22 protein-coding genes and 1 pseudogene are annotated in these 21052 nt (G+C 68.8%); 12 read left to right on the top strand and 11 right to left on the bottom strand.

The annotated features are described in order from the left end of the window. The first annotated feature begins 264 nt into the window (after window positions 1–264). The 6 genes from I2501_RS33145 (at window position 265) to I2501_RS33120 (ending at window position 6564) form a co-directional block, all read left to right on the top strand. Window positions 265–759: a hypothetical protein gene (locus I2501_RS33145; RefSeq protein ID WP_196196793.1), complete on the top strand. Its 495-nt coding sequence runs from the start codon at window positions 265–267 to the stop codon at window positions 757–759. Between the two features lie 121 nt (window positions 760–880). Then, window positions 881–2482, top strand: coding sequence for a methionine--tRNA ligase (metG, locus tag I2501_RS33140; protein WP_196196794.1), 1602 nt, complete (start codon window positions 881–883; stop codon window positions 2480–2482). 178 nt (window positions 2483–2660) lie between these two features. Next, window positions 2661–3539, top strand: a complete 879-nt coding sequence (locus I2501_RS33135) for a TatD family hydrolase (protein WP_196196795.1) — start codon at window positions 2661–2663, stop codon at window positions 3537–3539. 121 nt (window positions 3540–3660) lie between these two features. Beyond that, window positions 3661–4407 (top strand): transglycosylase family protein, encoded by a 747-nt coding sequence (locus I2501_RS40845; RefSeq protein ID WP_328806657.1) that lies wholly within the window; start codon window positions 3661–3663, stop codon window positions 4405–4407. Between the two features lie 191 nt (window positions 4408–4598). Continuing rightward, window positions 4599–5474, top strand: coding sequence for a 16S rRNA (adenine(1518)-N(6)/adenine(1519)-N(6))-dimethyltransferase RsmA (rsmA, locus tag I2501_RS33125; RefSeq protein WP_236047287.1), 876 nt, complete (start codon window positions 4599–4601; stop codon window positions 5472–5474). Between the two features lie 109 nt (window positions 5475–5583). Continuing rightward, window positions 5584–6564 (top strand): 4-(cytidine 5'-diphospho)-2-C-methyl-D-erythritol kinase, encoded by a 981-nt coding sequence (locus I2501_RS33120; RefSeq protein WP_196196797.1) that lies wholly within the window; start codon window positions 5584–5586, stop codon window positions 6562–6564. An 11-nt stretch (window positions 6565–6575) separates the two neighbouring features. On the opposite strand, the gene I2501_RS33115 is transcribed toward I2501_RS33120, so the two are convergent. From I2501_RS33115 to I2501_RS33105, 3 genes and pseudogenes are all read right to left on the bottom strand, one after another. Then, on the bottom strand, window positions 6576–7310 hold the full coding sequence (locus tag I2501_RS33115) for an SDR family NAD(P)-dependent oxidoreductase (protein WP_196196798.1): 735 nt from the start codon (window positions 7308–7310) through the stop codon (window positions 6576–6578). A 53-nt stretch (window positions 7311–7363) separates the two neighbouring features. Next, window positions 7364–7939, bottom strand: coding sequence for a Uma2 family endonuclease (locus I2501_RS33110; protein ID WP_328806658.1), 576 nt, complete (start codon window positions 7937–7939; stop codon window positions 7364–7366). An 88-nt stretch (window positions 7940–8027) separates the two neighbouring features. Next, window positions 8028–8219: pseudogene (locus I2501_RS33105) on the bottom strand (Uma2 family endonuclease); the annotation flags it as partial. Window positions 8220–8430: 211 nt separating this feature from the next. Here I2501_RS33105 and I2501_RS33100 point away from each other — a divergent pair. Continuing rightward, entirely contained in the window at window positions 8431–10215 is a 1785-nt protein-coding gene (locus I2501_RS33100; protein ID WP_196196800.1) for an ABC-F family ATP-binding cassette domain-containing protein, read from the top strand. Between the two features lie 284 nt (window positions 10216–10499). Here the strand turns inward: I2501_RS33100 and I2501_RS33095 are convergent, their stop codons facing one another. The 7 genes from I2501_RS33095 to I2501_RS33070 all read right to left on the bottom strand — a co-directional run bounded on the left by I2501_RS33095 (window position 10500) and on the right by I2501_RS33070 (window position 14448). Continuing rightward, entirely contained in the window at window positions 10500–11033 is a 534-nt protein-coding gene (locus I2501_RS33095; RefSeq protein WP_196196801.1) for a hypothetical protein, read from the bottom strand. 229 nt (window positions 11034–11262) lie between these two features. Then, entirely contained in the window at window positions 11263–12003 is a 741-nt protein-coding gene (locus I2501_RS33090; protein WP_196196802.1) for a hypothetical protein, read from the bottom strand. After that, window positions 12003–12323 (bottom strand): type VII secretion target, encoded by a 321-nt coding sequence (locus I2501_RS33085; protein WP_196196803.1) that lies wholly within the window; start codon window positions 12321–12323, stop codon window positions 12003–12005. Before I2501_RS33085 ends, I2501_RS33090 begins: the two co-directional genes overlap by 1 nt. A gap of 39 nt (window positions 12324–12362) precedes the next feature. Then, window positions 12363–13085 (bottom strand): hypothetical protein, encoded by a 723-nt coding sequence (locus I2501_RS33080; protein ID WP_196196804.1) that lies wholly within the window; start codon window positions 13083–13085, stop codon window positions 12363–12365. A 41-nt stretch (window positions 13086–13126) separates the two neighbouring features. Further along, a complete protein-coding gene (locus tag I2501_RS33075; RefSeq protein ID WP_196196805.1) occupies window positions 13127–13516 on the bottom strand; it encodes a hypothetical protein in 390 nt (129 codons plus the stop codon). A gap of 548 nt (window positions 13517–14064) precedes the next feature. After that, window positions 14065–14199 carry a hypothetical protein gene (locus tag I2501_RS40405; protein ID WP_268926987.1) on the bottom strand — a complete coding sequence of 45 codons (135 nt, stop codon included), beginning with the start codon at window positions 14197–14199 and terminating at the stop codon, window positions 14065–14067. Window positions 14200–14265: 66 nt separating this feature from the next. Continuing rightward, window positions 14266–14448: a hypothetical protein gene (locus tag I2501_RS33070; protein WP_196196806.1), complete on the bottom strand. Its 183-nt coding sequence runs from the start codon at window positions 14446–14448 to the stop codon at window positions 14266–14268. Window positions 14449–14952: 504 nt separating this feature from the next. Here I2501_RS33070 and I2501_RS33065 point away from each other — a divergent pair. Continuing rightward, window positions 14953–16818: an ArnT family glycosyltransferase gene (locus tag I2501_RS33065; RefSeq protein ID WP_196196807.1), complete on the top strand. Its 1866-nt coding sequence runs from the start codon at window positions 14953–14955 to the stop codon at window positions 16816–16818. Between the two features lie 104 nt (window positions 16819–16922). Continuing rightward, on the top strand, window positions 16923–17129 hold the full coding sequence (locus tag I2501_RS33060) for a hypothetical protein (RefSeq protein WP_196196808.1): 207 nt from the start codon (window positions 16923–16925) through the stop codon (window positions 17127–17129). Between the two features lie 50 nt (window positions 17130–17179). Here the strand turns inward: I2501_RS33060 and I2501_RS33055 are convergent, their stop codons facing one another. After that, on the bottom strand, window positions 17180–17542 hold the full coding sequence (locus I2501_RS33055) for a hypothetical protein (protein ID WP_196196809.1): 363 nt from the start codon (window positions 17540–17542) through the stop codon (window positions 17180–17182). 209 nt (window positions 17543–17751) lie between these two features. On the opposite strand from I2501_RS33055, the gene I2501_RS33050 reads away from it, so the two are divergent. The 3 genes from I2501_RS33050 (at window position 17752) to I2501_RS33040 (ending at window position 20995) form a co-directional block, all read left to right on the top strand. After that, entirely contained in the window at window positions 17752–18804 is a 1053-nt protein-coding gene (locus tag I2501_RS33050; protein WP_196196810.1) for a hypothetical protein, read from the top strand. Window positions 18805–19014: 210 nt separating this feature from the next. Continuing rightward, entirely contained in the window at window positions 19015–20097 is a 1083-nt protein-coding gene (locus I2501_RS33045) for a hypothetical protein (protein ID WP_196196811.1), read from the top strand. 238 nt (window positions 20098–20335) lie between these two features. Further along, window positions 20336–20995 carry a hypothetical protein gene (locus I2501_RS33040; protein ID WP_196196812.1) on the top strand — a complete coding sequence of 220 codons (660 nt, stop codon included), beginning with the start codon at window positions 20336–20338 and terminating at the stop codon, window positions 20993–20995. The last annotated feature ends 57 nt before the right edge of the window (window positions 20996–21052 follow it).

The raw sequence follows: 21052 nt of genomic DNA, 5'->3' as shown, positions 1-21052 counted from the left end.
ACTTCTCTGCGCCGTTCGAGTGCGGCTCAGGCTGTGGCGTCCCCGCTTACGTCCGGAGTGAAAGGGGCGTACGGTGTCGGAATAGGCAAATAACGGCTAAAGAAACGCCCCGGAATCCATCTGTGCAGATCCCGGCCGCGTCAAGAAGAACCAACTCTCCCCAAAGAATTCGCGCCACCGTGATCGACGGCATTTCTCCGGGAAACCATGGGACGAGAAAGTCCCGGCCGGGGCGAGGGCTCCGGCGGGCACCGGGAGCACGTGATGAGCGAAACCTCCGCGCCGAGCAGCCGACCGCCCATGGAGACGGCCCATGAGGCCTACTCCTTCGCCTGTCTGAACTGCGGCTACGGCTGGGAACAGGCGTACGAGATCGAGCATGCGGTCGACGTCAACGGTCGGATGGTCTATCGCTACCGGGCCAACGGCGTGCCGGTCCCGTCCCCGCTGACCCACCCGTCCTGCCCCGGCTGCGGCGGCGAGCACGTCCGCATCATGGCCGCCGGCCGGGTGGCCTCGGCCGTCGCCAGCTGGAGCGCGGCCCAGGCCGCGGCCCCCGCGACTCCGCGTCCGCCGCGCGAGCCGCGCCACCCGCGGGCCGCCGCGAAGGCGACGAGCGGGGAGAAGGCGGCGGAGGTGAATGCGGAGGGGAACGCGGAGGGCGTCGAGGGGCCCACCCCGCTCGCGCCGGCGGAGCCCCGTCCGAGGCGCCGGCTGCACCTCCCGTTCCACTGGCACCTGCGCCGTCGCCACGGGTGAACGCGGCTCAGCAGGGCTGAGCAGGCTGATTCCGGGTCGCTCCCGCCCCTCCCGCTGAGCGTCCCTCTCAAGGGCTGATCACGCGGACGAGGGGCAGGGCCCGGCCCGATACCATTACGGCATGACCGCCGTCCAGAATCCCGGTAAGAGCTACTACGTCTCGACGCCGATCTACTACGTCAACGACCGCCCGCACCTGGGCCACGCCTACACCACCGTCGCAGGCGACGTGCTGACCCGCTGGCACCGCCAGCGCGGCGAGCAGGTGTGGTACCTCACCGGCACGGACGAGCACGGTCAGAAGATCATGCGCACCGCCGAGGCCAACGGCGTCACTCCGCAGGAGTGGTGCGACAAGCTGGTCGAGGAGGCCTGGAAGCCGCTCTGGGAGCACCTGGAGATCGCCAACGACGACTTCATCCGCACCACCGAGGACCGCCACACGGCCCGGGTGCAGGAGTTCGTCCAGGACCTCTACGACAAGGGCGAGATCTACCAGGGCGGTTACGAGGGCCCGTACTGCGTCGGCTGCGAGGAGTACAAGGCTCCGGGTGAACTCCTGGACGGCGAGGGCGAGTTCGCCGGCCAGAAGCTCTGCCCGATCCACAAGAAGCCCGTGGAGATGCTGAAGGAGGAGAACTACTTCTTCAAGCTCTCCGAGTACGGCCCGAAGCTGCTGGAGTTCTACGCGGCCAACCCGGGCTTCATCCAGCCCGAGTCCGCACGCAACGAGGTCGTCCGCTTCGTCGAGCAGGGCCTCCAGGACCTCTCCATCTCCCGCTCCACCTTCGACTGGGGCGTCCAGATCCCCTGGGACCCGAAGCACGTCATCTACGTGTGGGTCGACGCCCTGCTCAACTACGCCACGGCCGTCGGCTACGGCTCCGACCAGGCGAAGTTCGACGCGACCTTCCCGGCCGACGTGCACCTGGTCGGAAAGGACATCCTCCGCTTCCACGCGGTGATCTGGCCCGCCATGCTGATGGCCAACGGCCTGCCGCTGCCCAAGCGCGTGGTCGCCAACGGCTGGCTGATGGTCGGCGGCGAGAAGATGAGCAAGTCGAACCTGACCGGCATCGCGCCGCAGGACCTGACCAAGCACTTCGGCGTGGACGCCTACCGCTACTACTTCCTGCGCGCGATCCCGTTCGGCACGGACGGCTCGTTCTCGTGGGAGGACTTCTCCGCCCGCTACACCTCCGAGCTGGCCAACGACTTCGGCAACCTCGCCTCGCGCGTCGCGGCGATGGTCGGCAAGTACTTCGGCGGCGTCCTGCCCGAGGCGACCGCGTCCGGCCCGGCCGAGGCCGCGCTGGTGGAGGGCCTGGCCAAGGCCGTCGCCGAGGCGGACGACAAGATCGGCGAGAAGCTGGACTTCGCGGGCGGCATCGGCGCGATCTTCGACTTCGTCAAGCAGGTCAACGGCTACCTCACCGAGCAGGAGCCGTGGAAGGTCGCCAAGGACGAGTCGCCCGAGGGCCAGGCCCGCCTCGCCACGATCCTCTACGCGGCGGCGGAGTCGCTCCGGGCGCTGGCCGTCCTGCTGAACCCGGTCATGCCGCGGGTCGCCGGCCTGCTCTGGGACTCCCTCGGCGCGGAGAGCGTGCTGGGCGCGCTCGGCGCGCAGCGGGTGGACGAGGCCGCGCGCTGGGGCACGCTCCCGGCGGGGGTGACCGTCACCAAGGGCGAGATCCTCTTCCCGCGCCTCGAAGACAAGAAGTAGTTGCACCGTCCAGGGGCGCGGGGAACTGCGCGAGCAACCACCCTGTGGGGATGGGCCTGCTCGTTCGGCGACACACCACATTGAGTGGCTTGTCGCGCCCGCGCGGCGGAGCCGCATATCAGTAGAGCCCCGCGCCCCTGGCTGATTGCAACGTCCCCCGTCTTGAAAGGATCTCCCCGTGGCCCGCTCGAAGAGCGAAGACCGCACGCCGCCGCCGGTGCCCGACGCGCTCCGGGTCGCGGTCGCAGACTCGCACACGCACCTGGACATGCAGGACGCGACGCCGGAGGAGATCCTCGCCAAGGCCGCGTCCGTCGGCGTCACCACCGTCGTACAGGTCGGGTGTGACATCCCGGGGTCGCGCTGGGCCGCCGAGCTCGCGGAGAAGCACGAGAACGTCCACGCGACCGTGTCCCTGCACCCCAACGAGGCCCCGCGGATCGTCCTCGGTGACCCGGACGGGTGGAGCGGACAGAAGCGCGGACCCGGCGGCATGGCCGCGTTGGACGCGGCGATCGAGGAGATCGACGCGCTGGCCGCGCTGCCGCACGTGCGCGGTGTGGGGGAGACCGGGCTGGACTACTTCCGGACCGGGCCCGAGGGCGTCGAGGTGCAGCAGGAGTCGTTCCGACGTCACATCGCCCTGGCGAAGAGGCACGGCAAGGCCCTGGTCATCCACGACCGGGACGCGCACGAGGACGTGCTGCGCATCCTGGTCGAGGAGGGCGCGCCGGAGCGGACCGTCTTCCACTGCTACTCGGGCGACGAGGAGATGGCCAAGGTCTGCGCGGAGGCCGGCTACTACCTCTCCTTCGCCGGGCCGGTCACCTTCCCGGCCAACAAGCACCTGCGCGCCGCGCTCGCGGTCACCCCGCTGGACCGGATTCTGGTCGAGACCGACGCGCCCTTCCTCACCCCCGCGCCGTTCCGTGGGCGGCCGAACGCGCCGTACCTGATCCCGGTGACGCTGCGGGCGATGGCCGAGGTCAGGGGCATCGGCGAGGACGAGATGGCCGCCGCCGTCGACGCCAACACAGCGCGCGCCTTCGACTACTGAGCTCGACGCTGAGCTCGACTGCTGAGCTCGACGTTGAGTTCGGCCTCCGAGCAGGCGAGCGAACGCGTCGCCACCCGACCGGCCCAGTGACCGCCGTCGCGACGCGCTCGTTGGGCAACCCGTGAACAAGCCCTCGACCGGTGCCCACGCGGCTGCCCATTCGGCTGTCCGTTCGCCGCGCGCGCTGCCGCAGGCGCTGATTCTCGCCCTCCTGGTGGGCGGGACCGGCGCGTTCCTCGCGGAGCAGCCGCCGCACGCGGGTGACGCCGACCGTGTCAGCGAGGCCGCGGACACGACGCCGGACACGGTGGCGGACCCGGTTCCCACCCAGCAGCTGGGTCCTGGCACCGTGATGCCGACCGCGCCCGCCGACACCCCACTGCTGCGCGAGCTGCTCGCCCCGCACCACGTCAACGAGCCTGCCGCCGCGTCGGACGCGTCGGACGCCTCGACCCGGGCGCACCGCGCCCGGCACGCCCGGCCGCACCGCCGCTCGATGGACCCCTTCGGTGCGGAGTCGGCCGCGGAGTCCGCTGCGGAGTCCGCGGCGCAGAACTCCTGGGGCGAGGAGTCCACACCGCGCGGACGCCATCGCGGGCGGTCCGAGGAGGACATCCCGTTCACCGGCGGGGGGTTGAACTGGGCGGCGCTGGCGCGGTGCGAGTCCGGCGGCAACGCGCACGTCACCGACGCGAGCGGCCGCTACGGCGGGCTCTACCAGTTCGACGCCCACACCTGGCACAGCCTCGGTGGCCACGGCCTGCCCCAGGACGCCTCCCCGTCGGAACAGACCACCCGCGCCCGCGCCCTCTACCGCGAACGCGGCATCTCGCCCTGGCCCACCTGCGGCCGCCGCGCCGAGCGCTGATCCCTTCGCTCCGCACGTCCCTCCGCACGTCCCTCGGCGCGCGGCGCGCGGCGCGGCACCGCCGCGACTCCGACCCAGCGCTGAGCGTGTCCTCCGGCCCGTATCCTTGCCGGGTGAGCACCACCGATCCCGAATCCGCCGAGTCCGCTGCCGAGTCCTCCGGCGCGTCGGCGCCCGCCGCCGACTCCGCGTTGCTGGGCCCCGCCGACGTCCGTGAGCTGGCCGGAGCGCTCGGCGTGCGGCCGACCAAGCAGCGCGGGCAGAACTTCGTCATCGACGCCAACACCGTGCGCCGCATCGTCCGGGCCGCCGAGGTGGGGCCCAAGGACGTCGTGGTGGAGGTCGGGCCCGGGCTCGGGTCGCTGACGCTCGGGCTGCTGGAGGTGGCCGACCGGGTGACGGCCGTCGAGATCGACCCGCTGCTCGCCCAGCATCTGCCCGCCACCATCGCCGCCCGGATGCCGGAGCGCGCGGACCGCTTCGCGCTGGTGCACGCGGACGCGATGACCGTGACCGAGCTGCCCGGCCCCGCGCCGACCGCGCTGGTCGCCAACCTCCCTTACAACGTCGCGGTTCCGGTGCTGCTGCACATGCTGGAGACCTTCCCGAGCATCGAGCGCACCCTCGTCATGGTGCAGTCGGAGGTCGCGGACCGGCTCGCCGCGCAGCCCGGCAACAAGGTCTACGGCGTCCCGTCGGTCAAGGCCCAGTGGTACGCGCGCGTCAAGCGCGCCGGGGCGATCGGGCGGAACGTCTTCTGGCCCGCGCCGAACGTCGACTCCGGGCTGGTCTCGCTGATCCGCCGCGACGAGCCGGTGAAGACCAGCGCCGCGCGCGAGGACGTCTTCGCGGTCGTCGACGCGGCCTTCGCGCAGCGCCGGAAGACGCTGCGCGCCGCGCTCGCCGGGTGGGCGGGCAGCCCGGCCGCCGCCGAGGCCGCGCTGAGTGCGGCCGGCGTCGACCACCGGCTGCGCGGCGAGGCGCTGACGGTGGAACAGTTCGTGGCGATCGCCGAGCACAAGCCGGAACCGGCAGCGAAGCCCGCCTCCGAACACCCGCCGCTGTAGCGGTCACGCCCGCTGTGGCGGTCACCCGGCCGGTCACCTCAGCCACCCCGTCACCCCGGATCCCCCTCGTTCCGATGTCCACCTGATGAGCGCCAGGAGTTCCTCCGCCATGACCGCCGCCGATCACCACGCCGACGCAGGCATCGACGCAGGCACTGCCGCCCCCGTCACCGTCCGCGTGCCTGCCAAGGTCAACGTGCAGCTCGCGGTGGGCGGGCGACGGGCCGACGGGTTCCACGCGCTGGCCACGGTCTTCTTCGCGGTCGGCCTCTTCGACGAGGTCACCGCCCGCCCGGGCGAGCCGGGTGAAGGCGTGACGATCACCGTCGAGGGTCCGGACGCCGGCGTCGTGCCGACCGACGGCACCAACCTCGCCGCCCGCGCGGCGCAGGCGCTGGCCACGCACCACGGCGTCGCGGCGGACGTGCGGCTGCACATCGCCAAGGACATCCCGGTCGCGGGCGGCATGGCCGGCGGCAGCGCGGACGGCGCGGCGGCGCTGCTGGCCTGCGACGCGCTGTGGGGGCTCGACACCCCGCGCGAGACGCTGTTCGCGCTGGCCGCTGAGCTCGGCAGCGACGTGCCGTTCTCGCTGCACGGCGGGGTCGCCCTCGGCGAGGGACGCGGCGAGCAGCTGACGCCGGTGCCGACGCAGGGCGCGTTCCACTGGGTCTTCGCCGTCGCCGACGGCGGCCTCTCCACGCCCGCCGTCTACGGGGAGTGTGACCGCCTGCGCGAGCTGGCCGGTGGCCCGGGCGGAGCGGACGAGTCCCACGTGCCGACCCCCGCCGCGGACCGCGCCCTGCTGGACGCCCTGGCCACCGGCGACCCCGCCGCGCTGGGCGCGGCACTCAGCAACGACCTTCAGGCGGCGGCTCTTTCGCTCCGTCCCTCGCTCGCGGACACTCTCCGCGCCGGCACGGACGCGGGCGCGATCGGCGCCCTCGTCTCCGGCTCCGGCCCGACCTGCGCCTTCCTGACCAAGGACGCGTCGGACGCCGCCGCTGTCGCCAGCGCCCTTGCCGCGTCCGGCACCTGTCGCAACGTCAGGACTGCGGTCGGGCCCGTTCCCGGAGCACAGCTGAGCTGACGTCACGTCAACTAGCGTGTCGTGAAGGCCCCGCCGTTGACGTGCAGCGTCTGCCCGGTGATGTGGCGGGCGCCCGGGGAGGCGAGGAAGTGGATCGTCTCCGCGACGTCGGCGGGCGTGCCCGGACGGCCGTTGTGGGTCTCGGCGACCAGCGCGGCGTGGCGCTCCGGCGTCATCGCGCCCTGGAAGAACTCGGTGTCGGCGATGTAGCCGCAGGAGACCACGTTGGCGGTGACCCCGCGCGGGCCCAACTCCGCTGAGAGAAACCCGTTCCAGGCCTGCAACGCCGCCTTCGCCGCGCCGTAGGAGCCGCCGCGCCGCTCGGCGCCGATGGTGCCGATGCTGATCACCGTGCTCCCGGCCACGAGTTGGTCCTTCAACGCGTCCGTGGTGAGCACGGCGGTCATCACGTTGAGCCGGTACATCGCCTCCCACTGCTCCAGCAGCCCGCCGCCCTCCGGCGTCGACGCGAGCCCGCCCGCCGCGTTCACCAGCACGTCGACCCGCTCGCCGCCCTGCTCGCCGGTCTGCTCGCGGACCTGCTCCGCGAGCCGGGCGACGGCCGCCGGGTCGGTGCCGTCGCACACCACGCCGGTGACCCCGAGCTCGGCGGCGACCTCGTCCAGCCGCTCCTTGCGACGCCCGGTCACGAACACCCGCGTCCCGTCGCCCTCCGCCACGAACCGGGCAGCCACCGCCCGGCCGATCCCACTGCTTCCGCCCGTCACCACGACTGTGCGCGCCATCGCTTCGCGTCCCCTCCCCGTCAGCCTGAGGCCTTCGAGCTTTCGATCAAGCCTCAGCGTGCGAGATCCGCCACGTCGACGCTGATCTTGAAGGGAACCGGCAGGTCCAGGCGTTCACGGTGGACTCCGGTGGCGACGTACGCGCGAGTGGTGTCGTCCAGTTCGTAGGTGTGGACGGCCGGGCTGCCGCTCTCGTCCTCGATGCGCCAGAAGTGCCGGATGCCGGCATCGGCGTAAAGCACGGGCTTGTACCGGCGATCCCGGTCCTCCGACTCAGCGGAGACGACCTCGACGACGAGCGCCACCTCCTCCGGCAGGAATCGCGTGCGGTCCGGGGTGTAAGGCACGGAGGCGGCGATGACATCGGGCTCAGGCCTGCTGCGCCGGTTCAGCTTGATCGTCATCTGCGCCTCGACGGTCCAGCCCGACGGGATGGTTCCCTCCAAGGCCGCTGTGAGCCGACGGATCACCCGGTCATGCCAACTGCGCTGGGGTGACATGTTGAAGACCAGAGCTCCGTCCAGCAGCTCGATGTGGCGGGGCGCGTCGGGTGGGAGCAGATCGAGGTCATCTGCCTCCCAGCCGCTCTCGCGGGGGGGATACATCCATGCCGGCAGTGCGGTACTCAAGGCACGCTCCATCCGTCGACAGCCTTCCGACCCAGCATGTCACGACGGTGGGCACGGACGGCGCTCACCGAGCGACATCACTGAACGCTCAGTCGCGCGGGAACTGGTCCGTCGTGAGGACGAGGCCGACGACCGTCCCGGTCAGGTCGACCGGGTCGCCGAAGTCGAGCGTCAGCTCGTTCCGGTACTCGCCGTCCTTGGGCAGCGTGAACACGTGGCACTGGGCCGTGTACGGGTCGACGATCAGGTAGACCGGCCCCTTCGCGAGCGCGTAGACGGACCCTGTCGTCGTGAAGTGCGATGGTCACCGTGGCGCTCCTCCCCGCTGCCGCGTGGACGCGGACAGTCGCCTTGTCCAACGATACGCACGGTGCCAGGGCACGCCACGAACAACCGCGCGGACGGGGGTGGCGCGGGGCGACTAGGCTGGGACGTCGGTCATCCGTCGTAGTCATCCGAAGTACGCGTAGTCGCTCAGGAGCGCAGCATTCGTGGCAGTCAACCTCGTCACCGTCGAAGGTGTCAGCAAGATCTTCGGCACCCGAGCCGTGCTCGACGGCGTGTCCGTCGGCGTCAGCGAGGGTGACCGGATCGGCGTCGTCGGCCGCAACGGCGACGGGAAGACGACGCTGACGCAGATCATGGCCAAGAGCGAGGAGCCGGACGGCGGCCGCGTCACGCACGTGACCGGCCTGCGCATCGGCGTGCTGGCCCAGGGCGACGCGCTGGACCCGAAGGCCACCATCCGCCACGAGGTCGTCGGCGACAAGGCCGACCACCAGTGGGCGGGCGACGCCAAGATCCGCGACGTGCTCACCGGCCTCTTCGACGGCCTGGACCTCTCCGGCTTCCCGCAGGGCCTCGACACCGTCATCGGCCCGCTCTCCGGTGGCGAGCGCCGCCGCATCGCGCTCGCGAAGCTGCTGATCGAGGACCACGACCTGCTCGTCCTCGACGAGCCCACCAACCACCTCGACGTCGAGGGCATCGCCTGGCTCGCCCGCCACCTGCAGGAGCGCCGCACCGCGCTCGTCGTCGTCACCCACGACCGCTGGTTCCTCGACCAGGTCTGCACCCGCATGTGGGACGTCCAGTCCGGCGCCGTCCACGAGTACGAGGGCGGCTACTCCGACTACGTCTTCGCCCGCGCCGAGCGCGCCCGCATCGCGGCGACGGAGGAGACCAAGCGGCAGAACCTGGTCCGCAAGGAGCTCGCCTGGCTCCGCCGCGGCGCGCCCGCCCGCACCTCCAAGCCGCGGTTCCGCGTCGAGGCGGCCAACGAGCTGATCGCGGACGTGCCGCCGCCGCGCGACAAGGTCGAGCTGATGGGGTTCGCCAACTCGCGGCTCGGCAAGACCGTCTTCGACCTGGAGGACGTGACCGTCAAGGCCGGTGACAAGCTGCTGCTGGAACGTCTCTCCTGGCAGCTCGGCCCGGGCGACCGCATCGGCCTGGTCGGCGTCAACGGCGCGGGCAAGACCTCGCTGATGCGCGCGATGCAGACGGCGTGGGCGAGCGACGGCGAGAAGCAGCCGGCGAGCGGCAAGGTCGTCGTCGGCAAGACCGTCAAGCTCGCCTACCTGTCCCAGGAGGTCGCCGAACTCCCGGGCACGCTGCGCGTGTTGGAGGCGGTCGAGCAGATCCGCGGCCGCGTCGACCTCGGCAAGGGCCGGGAGATGTCGGCAAGTCAGCTGTGCGAGACCTTCGGGTTCACCAAGGAGAAGCAGTGGACGCCGGTCAGCGACCTGTCGGGTGGTGAGCGCCGTCGGCTGCAGCTGCTGCGTCTGCTGATGGACGAGCCGAACGTCCTGTTCATGGACGAGCCGACCAACGACCTCGACATCGAGACCCTCAACCAGTTGGAGGACCTCCTCGACGGCTGGCCCGGCTCGCTCGTCGTGATCTCCCACGACCGCTTTTTCATCGAGCGGACCACGGACACTGTCTGGGCACTGCTCGGCGACCGCCGCCTGCGGATGCTCCCGCGCGGCATCGACGAGTACCTGGAACGCCGCGCCGCCCTGGTCGAGGCCACGGCCCCGGCCCCGGCCCCGAAGAAGACCGGCGGCGACACGCGCGTGGCGAAGAAGGAACTCCAGCGGATCGAGCGTCAGCTCTCGAAGCTGGAGGAGAAGGAGACCAAGCTCCACGCCCAGATGGCCGAGCACGCCGCCGACTTCGGCAAGATTGCGGAGCTGGACGCGCAGTTGCGGGCCGTGAAGGACGAGCGCGACGAGCTGGAGATGCAGTGGCTGGAGCTCGCCGAGGACGCGTGAGCGTCCCCGGCGGGTCTAGGGGTGGGAGGCTCCAGTCAAGCCGGGCGGGCAGAGCCGCGCGCCGCCGTTGAGATGCCAGGCTACGGGTGCTGGGTAGGCGGCATCGGCTGCGGAGTTGCGCATCTTCCCGGCCCGTCGGCGTGCTGCTGGCTCATCCACCGGTGTGAAGACCGTCGTTGGGATGAGACCGGCCGTCCACGGCTGGGAAAAATCCACGACAGGCACGAGATGGGGTTCGCGGTGGCAGGGCCTCTCTGCCAGGTGCCCCTTTCAACCGGGTGGACTCATCGATGCTCATCCGGGTAGGCGATGGTGCCCGGTGGAGGCGGGGGAGGAGGCAACGGGGGGAGTGGGGCCAGGTGACCCCGACCTACCTTGCTCGTCCATGGAAGGTTGAGCGTGCGGATGAACTGCTCGTCGTCGTAGCGGAGCGACGCCTCGACCTCGGGAGTGATGATGAGTCGCGTCGCGGGGTGCCAGCCGGGAGGGCAGAAGCCCATGCCGCCGTCCAGGTGCCAGACGACTGGCGGTCGGTAGATAGGATCGCCAGCGGGGTTGCGCATCCATTCAGCGCGTCGTCGCGCACCGGGCTCGTCGTTGCGCGTGAAGATCAGCTCGTAACCCACAAGGTAGTTCTCATAGCGCCCGGTTGTGATCACAGGCTGCTCGGCTTCGCTGTAGATATACCCGTAAAGACGCCCGAGCCAGACGGCGAGCGAGAACGGCCGTGGCGCGGAGCTGATACGCGCGGAGAATCTGGCGTTCGGTGCCAGGGACAGCATCTGCACAGCGAACTCGTTCAGGGTTGTTTCTCGCATGCCGTCACTGTCCGTCTGAGTGTGTGCTGGTGTCCGAGGTAAGGCGTTGCGTCGGGGCCTCGACTAACGCCTCGAGCACCTGCACTTCTGGACAGCCGACGCCCTCACCGCCTGATTGCGGTGAGGGCTCGCTGTTTGCTGTGGGCGCGTGAATAGGGCACAGGCAATCAATACCCATGAGCCAGGACGCTGTTTGCGAAGCAACGACAGAGCTGAGGAGTTGCTTCGGTCAAGTTCCGGCGATTGCAACGGGCCAGTGACCCAGCGGGAAGGCCGTGCTGCCGACCGCCGTTCCGTGCAGTGCCCCCATTTCGTTGGCCTCAGCCCCGAGCACGGTGAGCAGCCCGGCCACTGCGGCGCCGATCAGCCCGGTATTCACACCAGCTTCCTCAACCACGATAAGGAGACCAGCCCAGGAGAAGACAGCCGTTCCAAGGGCGATGATCGCCGTCGCCAGCGCGCCGATGAACTTAACCACGATCGCACCGAGGGCGATGTAGAAGGCCAGACCTGCGCCGGCGCAGACATAGAGCGCGGTAGATGTCGAGTCGGCCATGGTGCCAATTGAGGCTGCAGCGGTGGATTGAGGGGTGATCTCGTTGCCATACGCGGTCGCGGCGTCTCCTTGCCAACTGCCGGTAGCACCGAGAACGCTGGGCTGAATGTTGCCCGAGACCGAGTTGGCAATGCCTTTGATGCTCTCCCACTGGTATCCGTGGATGAACATGTAGACTGGTGCCACAGCCCCCTCGAGGAGCTCCTTGATGTTCTTGAGGAGCCATTCGCCCAGCTCAATGAGCTTATTGCCGCACCATACGATTGCTTCGGCCACCGGCTCGGGGATCCACCAGCGGTTCGCCGCGGCACTGGTCTTGCCAGGCACTGTGGCGAGCTTTGCGGACAGATCTCCTAGGCCAGAAGTCAGGTCGTTGACGACGGACTTGTACTGAGCCTCGCTGAAAGCTGCCATTAGTTCATCCCCGAGCCGATGTTCCGGAACGATGCGACGTGGCTCTGTTCCTGGTGTTCATAGTTGGCGGCAACCTGTCGAAGTCCACCTGCGATATCGTTCATCGCCTTCTGTCCTTCCTGCGAACGCTCTTGGACGGCCTGAATGACTTCGACATACGGGCTGACTGCCAACTGGAAGATTCCTGCCTGGACGCGGTCCATCTTGAGCTCGTTTACTCTGCTCACGACGGCGCCCATCTGCTCTGCCTGCTGTTCCCAGGCATTCGCATCCGTGCGCAGGTCGTCCGTCGTGACCTGGTAGCCGTTGTTGCCTGCCACCACAGTCCCCCTCTTCTCATCCGTGGAACTGGAAGTCCCTCAGGAACCTTCGGCCAGGCGACTGCGGTCGCTGAGTAGAGCTAGTGCTTCACGTAGCAACCGGTCTGCGCCCGCGGCTGGCGCGCTGGCCTCCGCCTCCGTGAGTGCCAGCCGTGCAGAGTCGAAAGCAGAGTTGAGCGCCTGCGAAATTGCCGTCGACGTGCGCCCAGCCGCCCAGCGCTCGTTGACCTCGCAAGAGGCTAGACCACTCTTCGTGATTACTACTTCGACTCCACCTCCTCCGCCCTGGCCACGGCCCTCCAACGGAGTTGAGAGACTGGACGACACCCGCTCCAGGCTGGTCATCACTTCCTCCGCAAGCTCCCCGAGCGGCCTTGGCCTTACCTGGGACAGGTCCAACATGGCGTCTGCGGTCTCGAAATGAGTCTCCTCGGTGGGGGCAGACTGTACGTCCCCGACCCGCTCCTTCCAGTTGCTTGCGCCGAAGTCCTGCGCCCAGGCCTGGAGTCGCTTCATGGCGGCCGCTTGGGCGGCCTCGAGCACAGCGGCCCCCAGCTGTCCCGCTCCCAGCCGACGCTCCCAGTCGGTGGCTAGCTGGACCTGCTGGGGGACATCACCCTGGCCCGAGAAGACGCGGACAGCGCCGCTCTGGTCGGAACCCTCACAGGACTCCGGCACCGCGGACTTGGCGGCAGCGAGCACGCTGTTGAGCTGCGTGACGTGGGACATCATCCGGCGGAAGTCGTCGGGAAGATCAGCCATGGACTCTCCAATACACCTGAGTCATGTCATCGAGGACGTGACTACTTCGTCTCCCAGAGGGACTTGGCGATGACGCCTAGGGGCAGCGCAGCAAGGGGGATCAAGAGATACCCGACGCCTGCGGTGGACGAAGTGAAGGCTGTGAGTACTAGAGAGCCTGCCACCACGGCGCCGAGTATCCCGAGAAGGGTGCGCCAAGCTTGGGAGACGCGGAACCTTGCCAGGGCTACAGCGCAAGTCAAGGGAACCGCGACCAACGCAATCAGCAGCAAGGTGACCGCGTACCTGGTCGGAACGGCTCCATGTTGAATGGACGCTGAGTTCTGATGCCAAATCAGCAGGGCCAGTGCAAGGCCGATTTCAGCAATGAGTCCGGCGACGATCAGCAGAGTGCTGTCGATGCCGCGCTTGTTCTTCGATGATGCAGGCAAGTCTTCCAGCCCCCGCTGTTGCCTCTTGTTCGTCAGCGGGCGATTGTAGCAGAAGGGTTCGACCGGAGGTCGTCTGGACGGTCAGACCCTGGGCTGCAGGCCAGGGGGCGCACGGCAGTAGGACGAAGTGGAAACCGTGGTGCATTGGAGGCTTCCAGCCATGGCCATGGGATGCATCTGCCAACAAGCGCTTTCATTTGTGCAGAACATGGGAGTTCTTAGTGTGCGCATCAGGGAGTAGCTGCGGACTCCAAGGCTGACAGCAGGTCAGCAAGTTGTACCGAACGGGACTTTAAGCGGGTCGGCCCGAGGCTGCTCTATGCCGAGGCGAACGCCCGTCGACCTGGCGTTGCACGTCCTGAAAGAAGTCATTCAGGTGCCAAAGTCAGCCTGCCCCGTGAGCTCTACGCCCACTGAACCAAGCTCCACCGCTGAGATCGGCGCGGCGTCAGCCATTGTCGGCATCAGGTCACACGAGCGCGTACCCGCCGAGCGCAACCAGCGCAACCAGGACGATCAGAGCGAGACCCGGCCCGTACGCGCGGGCCCTACGTTCCATGCTGGGGGAACTTGACGAGCAGGATCACCCCAGGCGCCAGGAACACGAGCGAGGCAAGGAAGCCCAGCGTGGACACGAACCCATGCCAGGTCGCCGGGTGATTGGGGTTGATCGTGTCGATCACCAGGAGCAGTCCCTGTCGCATGCCATAGCTGGTTGCCAGCTGCGTTGAGCTTCGGATCCTGACCGTCTAGCGTCGCTGCGGCTTCCCCTGAGGCGCCCCGTCGCAGATGCCGAGCAGCCCGATGGCCTCGGCGCTGCCCGCGAACGACCCCACCTGCCCGTTGAGCGCGGACGCCTCGCCGTCGTACATCCCGGCAAGGCCCAGGAGGGCCTCCGGATTCACTTCGTACTGCTGCTGCTGGATGAGCAACTGCGTTTCCCCGTTCTCATTCCCCACGTTCCGCGTCCGCAGATGCCGGCGCGGTTGAGTGCGGAACACGATAACGGTGGCACCCGGCACGCCATCGACCACCCCGAGGGCGGCGACATCGTTACAGGTCGGGCGGCGGGACGAGGTGTGCGTTCGGGGCCATCCGGTCGGTCGTCGCGTCAGTGTGGGCACTCCAGCGCAGAGGGGCGGACGCCGGCTCAGCCGGTGACGTCGCGTCTGGACAGTACGTGCGCGTCGAGGAAGACGCGTTCGGAAGCCCGACCATGCGTGAACGCTCGATGGCTTCGGAACGCCATGTGCGTCTCATTATGGTGAGAATCTGGAAAGGAGTCGGCTAATTATCGCTGTCTGACCTGCAATTGGCCTCGGTTCATCCGAAATCCCGACCATGGCGGTGTCTGTCAGGTTGCTGTGCAGACCGCAGAATGGGCTGTGCGCCGAAATGGTCGGCGTAACCGTGGCCCCTGGCGGAAGTGAACCTGCATGCCTGACTCGACCACCGAGGTGCCGGAACTCGTGCAGTCGATCACCCGCCCACGCACGCCCGCCCGGATCGAAAGCTTCGGCGAACTCGGGAGAGGCGGCAGGCTCGGGAGTCTCGGCAAGCTCCGGAATCTTGGCAGGTCCGACCGGCCGGTGGCCCGGCAGCGGTTCTTCTGGGCGGCCGTGATCCTCGCGGTCTACCTCGTCGAGGTCGCCTTCCGGCTGTACTTGGTCCGGGGCGAGGTCGCGCCGAGTGTGGGCCCGGACGAGGAGGCGTACCTGGTCGTCGCCCGCGTTCTGGCGGGCGGATCGGTCACCGCCAGCCCTGCGGGGGTGGTGGTCCCCGGGGGCTACCCGCTGCTCATCGCACCCGCGTTGGCGATCGCGGGCAATCCGGTCACGGCCTACCGGCTGGTGCTGGTCACCAATGCGCTGCTCAGCGCGCTGATCGTGCCGCTCGCGTTTGTGGCGCTGCGGCGGATGCGGATCGGGCGTCGGTCGTCGCTGGCGGTCGCGGGGACGGTCGGACTGCTGCCGCCGGTGGTCTTCTACTCGCAGTTCGCGATGACCGAGTCGGTCCTGCCATCCGTTGTGCTGGCCTGGTTGCTTTGCCTGCACGGACTGCTGACTGATCATCAGAAGCGCCAGGATGACCGGACTCAACTTCGCGCACGGTACGGCGTGGGCTTCGGACTCGCGGCGGGCTACGCGATGTCGGTGCACGACCGCGGCGTGGTGCTGGTTGTGGTCAGCATCGGGGTGCTCCTGGTCGCCCTGGTCCGCCGCTGGGTGCCGTCGCGGGCCGCGCTTGCCGCGGGTGTCGCGCTGGCCGTCGCGGTCCTGGGCGCGGAACTGCTCGCCGCCTACCTGCAGCAACGGTTCTCCGACACCCCTCCGGCGACCGTGGGGCAGTTCGCGCTGAACGGCTTGCTCAACACCTCGCTGCTGGGCCGGAGCACCGGCCGGGTGCTCGGCCAGATCTGGTACCTCATCACGTCGACGTGGGGCATCGGCGCCCTCGGCGCAGCGCTCTGCGCGGCCGTTGCGGTGCGCCGCCGGGCGACCCCGGCCGACCGCGTCGTCAGCGCCGTCCTGCTGATCACCGTGGTGCTGGTGGCGGGTGCGGCTGCCACGGCCCTGCCCGAGGACCACCGGCTCGACGACAACGTCTACGCCCGCTATCTCTCGGTCTTCGCCCCGGCGCTGTTCGTGGTCGGCGTCGCCGCCCTGTACCGCCTCCGGCGCACGGCGCTGCTCCGGTACGCGGCGGGCGCGCTCGCACTGATCGGGGTGTGCGGCGGAGGCGTGTTCCTGCTTGCGGGGACGCGGCTGCGACACGACCTGTTCGTGCTGTGGGGCCTGCCGGACTCCTCCTTCCTCGCGGGCGACTACCAGACGTTTCACCTGGTGCGGACGACACTTGCGGCGGTCGCTGTGTTCGCTGTGTGCGTGGCGGCCACCGCTCTGCTCGGTCGGCGACGAGGTGTCCGCTCCGCCGTGGTCCTCCTCGCCGGGTTCGCCGTGGCCGCGACGACGGTGATCACCGTGGAGATCTCCGAGCCGCAGCAGGTACCGCGCTGGCTGTCGATGGGATTCACCCGCGCTGCCGGCCTGCACAGCGGCGACAGGGTCGCCATGAGCTACAGCCTGCCGTGGGTCCTGAAGTGCGAGCAGCCCTTCGAGCTCTACCAGGAGCGCATGTGGATCCTCGACTTCCGCCGGGCCCCGGTCCCGCCGACGGCGGACGTCGCCGTACTGCCCGCCCGACGTGGAGCCCCGGCCACGTCGAGCTGGCCCCACGTCCCGCACGGCTGGCACGTGGCCAAGGTGGACCGGGGCGAGGGCTTCGTCGTCTGGCGACGCTGACGCGGACCCGAACCCGAACCCACGGTTTCGCCGGCCCCGACCGGCAGTTGCCGGCCATCCCGTCAGGCGTACGTCGACAACCAGATTGCGAAGGGCAGATGGGAATGAACGACAGCCAGGCCGGACCGAAGGGACCCGACCAGCGGCTTCGGTGCTGTATCTGCGGCCAGCAGACCGAGAGCGCCGACGACTACGTGGTGCTGGAGCTGTCGTCCGAGGAGAGCAACGCGCGGCAGTACTTCGGCGCCCATGCAGAGCACCTCAACTCCGTCCTGGCGCAGGGGTTCAACGTGGAAGTCCACCTCATGTGAATCCGGTCCGACGTGGTCGCCTCACGTGGTCGCCTCACCGCCTCGCTGCCTCACGCCGGGTCGACCGGCCTGACGAGCCGCAGCGGAGAGCTGCGTTCGGGGCGCTCGGGCTGCTCGGGAGGCTCGGGCGCGAACTCGCCCAGTTCCAAGGCAGCTTCGCGCCACCTCGCGGCCAGGCTCAGCAAGTGTTCGCTGTCGTCGGCGAATTGGAAGCCCAGGGGTGGGGCACCTGGGACGGTCGGCTGAAGGATCGCGGCAGCGAACCGAATCGCGTGCAGCGCCGAGGTGATGTGGGAGTCCACCCTGTTGCCTTCCGTGCGCCGGACCACGTCGAGACGGTCGGCCACGGTCAGGATGGTGTCGAGCGCATCCCTGCAGGCTTCCTGGCGAATGGTCTCTCTGTCGTCGTCCATGTGGGACTCTCCTGTGCCAGTTTGATTGAGCGTCAACTTCGCGATTCCACCGCAACGCCAGGGCACCATACTGACGTTCGATCACAATGTATGCAGAAAAAGTGATTGGTGCCCGCCCGGGGTGGTAGCGTCATTAGTCCACCAACCGAATAGATGACCCCGGCGGTGCTGTAACACCCCGGGGTCCGGCACCAGGAGCAGAACCTCCCGTGCGTATTCATCGTACCCGCTGGAAGAGCGGTTTCACTGTCCTGCCCAACTTCCTGTTGCAGGACCGACGATTGTCGTACCTGGCCAAGGGCATCCTGGTCGACCTTCTGTCCCGCCCGGACGGGTGGCGGGAGGACGGCCGGCACATCGCCGACTCCAGCCCGACGGGACGCGGCGCGGTCGCGCGGGCGCTGCGCGAGCTCGCGCGCTTCGGGTACTACCGCGTCGAGAAGGTCCGCCAATCGGACGGAACGATCATCAGTGAGGCCCACGTCTTCGACACACCCCAGGTTCCGGTGCCGAGCGACGGCCGGACGTTGAGCCGCGGGAAGCCGGTTGCCGGGAAGTCGGGATCCGGTGAACTGCGCACCGGCCGCGCAGCCGCCCTTTCAAAGGACGGAGACAAAGGACCGGGAGAAAACCCTCCCTCCCTCCCGGCCCTCCATGACGAGGCGCCCGCCGCGACAACTGCGCCTGCCGCGCCCGCTACCTCCGTGGCCGTAGCCGAGGCCGAGGTCACGCCGGTGGTGCGGGAGGCGGTCTCCCTGCTGTTCCGCGTCCTGCGGTCGGAGCCGCGCCTGCGCGTGGGTGAGCCGGAGGCCCTGGCCCTCGCGCCGCTGGTCGCCGAGTGGTTGGTGCGCGGCGCGACCGAACGCGACCTCGCCGATGCGCTGTTGCCGGACCTGCCCACGCCTCTCCACGCCCCGGCCAAGCTCCTCCGCAACCGCCTCACCCGCAAGCGCCCGCCCACGCCCGGCTTCGCCGTCCCGGCACAAGGACAACCGCCCACGTGCGGCACGTGCGCCGCCCCGACCCCGCGGCCGGGGATCTGCCGCTCCTGCGCAGGGCTGGGCCCACGTACACCCGTCGGCGGCATCGACCCGGCGATCGGCCCATCCGTCACCGCCCGTGGCATCGCCCGTGTCCGAGCCGCCCTCCGCAGCGCCCGGCCCACCGCCGTGGCCGGGACCTGCGCATACGGGAGAGGGGCACTCACGCCTGCGCGAGCATGCGGATCAACGGTCGGCGTCGCAGCCGCGGCCGCTCTCTGAAGAAATTCACAACACGGTTGTGGTGAACCATATTTGATATGCCATCACTTCAGATGTGATGACATTAGGGAGTTTCGGCCCTGTCGTTTTCCTCAGCCGACCGTGGGTACGCGGTCCCCGACCGTTGGAGTCCCGTCCGACTCCGACTGCCGCACGATGCCCGTCCGGATCGCGTCCCTGGCCTCTAGGGCCCCTCGGAGGAGACGGAACATGCTCATTCGCCGCATCATCGGAGCCCTCGCGGCGGCGCTCGCCATGACGCTGCTCGCGGCTGTCGGGGCGTGGGCGGCCGAGCCTCCGAGTGCCTTCGGTATCGGCTCTACGTCCGGGATCGTCGACCGGGCCGACCAGGCAGACAACGAAGTATGGTTCGCCGCCCAGGATCCGAACAGTCGCGCGAAGCTGCTCCTGAGCTACAACACCACCCCGGCGCTGGGATCACCGGTCCCCGCGATCGTCGTGGTCGGGTCGGTGCCGCCGGACGACCAGGCCCTGCAGGGCTCCAACGGCTGGTTCGAAGAGCCCGTTCCGGTTCCCCTGGGCTACTCCGTCTCGGACAACCCGCCGTCGATCGTCTCGCCCGAGGGGTCGGTCGTCTACGACCCGGCACGCCACGCCTACCACCTCCAGCTGAACATCAGCCTCGGCGCCGCCGCTGACCTGTGGTTCTCCGGCCCGGTCGGCGGCCTGACCGACCCGACGATGTGGGACGGGCAGACCTCGTTCTGGAACCAGTCGCTCGGCACCGGCACGGTCAACGGCTGGATCATCTTCCCCGGCGAGACGGCGAAGACCGCCGTCACGAACTGGGGAGCGGAGCAGGAGACGCAGTCCGGCAGCTTCGAACTCGGCGCGCCGCCGATCGTGCCGGCCCCGCACAACGGCTACTACTACGCCCAGTCGGTCAACGCCGACGGCTCCGCCACCACCTTCTACGTCTTCCCGGAGCTTGACGGCTCGATCAGGGGGATCCTCACGCGGACCACCGCGAGCGGCCAGGTCTTCGAGTGCGAGCCCAGCGGGCCGGGCCAAGCGACGGCGTCCGACTGGTACACCGACCCGGGCGGCGTCAGCTACCCGCTCTCCCTCTCCGCCCACTGCGCCGACATCCGCACCGGCCAGCAACTGACCGGGAGTTGGACTACCACGCCGACCCAGAGCAACGCCTACTACGTGGACGTTCTCCTCGGCGGCTTCGCAGCGGTCCAGAGCGTCGCCTCCTCGCCGGGCGCGAAGGCGGCCTGGATCCAGCACGTCGCCGACGACGGCCACTTCGGCCCGAACTTCAGCTGAGGGTGCGTCGCGCCGGTGCCGACGGAGCGAACACGCCAGGAAGCACCTCCTTGGATGTTCGACAAGTCCGGGAACATGACACCGGCAGCTCAGAAGCAGTTTCCGGACCTCAATGGAACTCCGGCGGCGATGACTACCAGGACTATGCGGGAACCCAGGCACAGGACAGCTACACGGTCGGGGCTTCGAGTGACAGCAGGACGGAGGAGTAGAGAGGTTGAGGAAGGAGATATCCCGAATGCGCAGATCCATGGTGCTGTCCGCGATTGCTGTGGTAGCCGTTGGCGCGGTCGTCGGACTGTGGTGGAAGCCCTGGCAGTCGACGATCGTCAAGCTTCCCCAGAGCGCCTGTTGGGGCATTCTCGATCAGAGCGACATCCGTCCTGTGGTAGGAATAAGCGGTGAGGTCACCGCCGTGACTACCGGCCCCCTGGTGCCGCCTCCATTGAAGTACGCGAATCGCCAAACGCTAGGTCCGGACGAGTGCGATATCAGGTGGAACGGAGCCGTGGTTGCCGAGGCCGACGTCTCGGGTGCCAGCAGCGATGCCCTCAGCGTTGCCGCGTCCGGTGACACCTTGCTGCCCCTGGCTCCTGGAGTGGTGATGACTCCCTATGCGGTCGTACCGAAAATCTACTTCCGTTGTACTGGAATCCAGGGTGGATGGACGTACGGCGTAGTGAGCGCGCAATCTATGAACGGTGGCGTCGACCCGAACGGCTCGATGTCAGCGGCTGCACTCAACGGGTTCGCGAACATCGCCCTGAAGCTGGCGAAGGTCGCGGCGGCGGAGATTCCCTGCACCAACCACTTGGACTTCCCGTCCGCAGTGCCCACACTGAAGCCCCAGGCGCACTACCGATTCCCAATGAAGGTGTCAAGCCCGATTAGTGACTGACTGTGAGCGTGTCAGCTCAGTCTGATGGGGTTGCCTGGCGGGGTGATCTCGAAGGTA

The sequence above is a fragment of the Streptacidiphilus fuscans genome, from assembly GCF_015690355.1.
GTDB lineage: Bacteria > Actinomycetota > Actinomycetes > Streptomycetales > Streptomycetaceae > Streptacidiphilus > Streptacidiphilus fuscans.
This window is presented reverse-complemented; position numbering and strand designations above follow the sequence as displayed.

Coding starts and splice junctions, on each gene's coding strand:
- I2501_RS33145 (WP_196196793.1), top strand. CDS start 265: ATGAGCGAAACCTCCGCGCCGAGCAGCCGACCGCCCATGGAGACGGCC.
- I2501_RS33115 (WP_196196798.1), bottom strand. CDS start 7,310: ATGGCGCGCACAGTCGTGGTGACGGGCGGAAGCAGTGGGATCGGCCGG.
- I2501_RS33065 (WP_196196807.1), top strand. CDS start 14,953: ATGCCTGACTCGACCACCGAGGTGCCGGAACTCGTGCAGTCGATCACC.
- I2501_RS33060 (WP_196196808.1), top strand. CDS start 16,923: ATGAACGACAGCCAGGCCGGACCGAAGGGACCCGACCAGCGGCTTCGG.
- metG (WP_196196794.1), top strand. CDS start 881: ATGACCGCCGTCCAGAATCCCGGTAAGAGCTACTACGTCTCGACGCCG.
- I2501_RS33080 (WP_196196804.1), bottom strand. CDS start 13,085: ATGGCTGATCTTCCCGACGACTTCCGCCGGATGATGTCCCACGTCACG.
- I2501_RS33095 (WP_196196801.1), bottom strand. CDS start 11,033: ATGCGAGAAACAACCCTGAACGAGTTCGCTGTGCAGATGCTGTCCCTG.
- I2501_RS33090 (WP_196196802.1), bottom strand. CDS start 12,003: ATGGCAGCTTTCAGCGAGGCTCAGTACAAGTCCGTCGTCAACGACCTG.
- I2501_RS33040 (WP_196196812.1), top strand. CDS start 20,336: ATGCGCAGATCCATGGTGCTGTCCGCGATTGCTGTGGTAGCCGTTGGC.
- I2501_RS33045 (WP_196196811.1), top strand. CDS start 19,015: ATGCTCATTCGCCGCATCATCGGAGCCCTCGCGGCGGCGCTCGCCATG.
- I2501_RS33120 (WP_196196797.1), top strand. CDS start 5,584: ATGACCGCCGCCGATCACCACGCCGACGCAGGCATCGACGCAGGCACT.
- I2501_RS33055 (WP_196196809.1), bottom strand. CDS start 17,542: ATGGACGACGACAGAGAGACCATTCGCCAGGAAGCCTGCAGGGATGCG.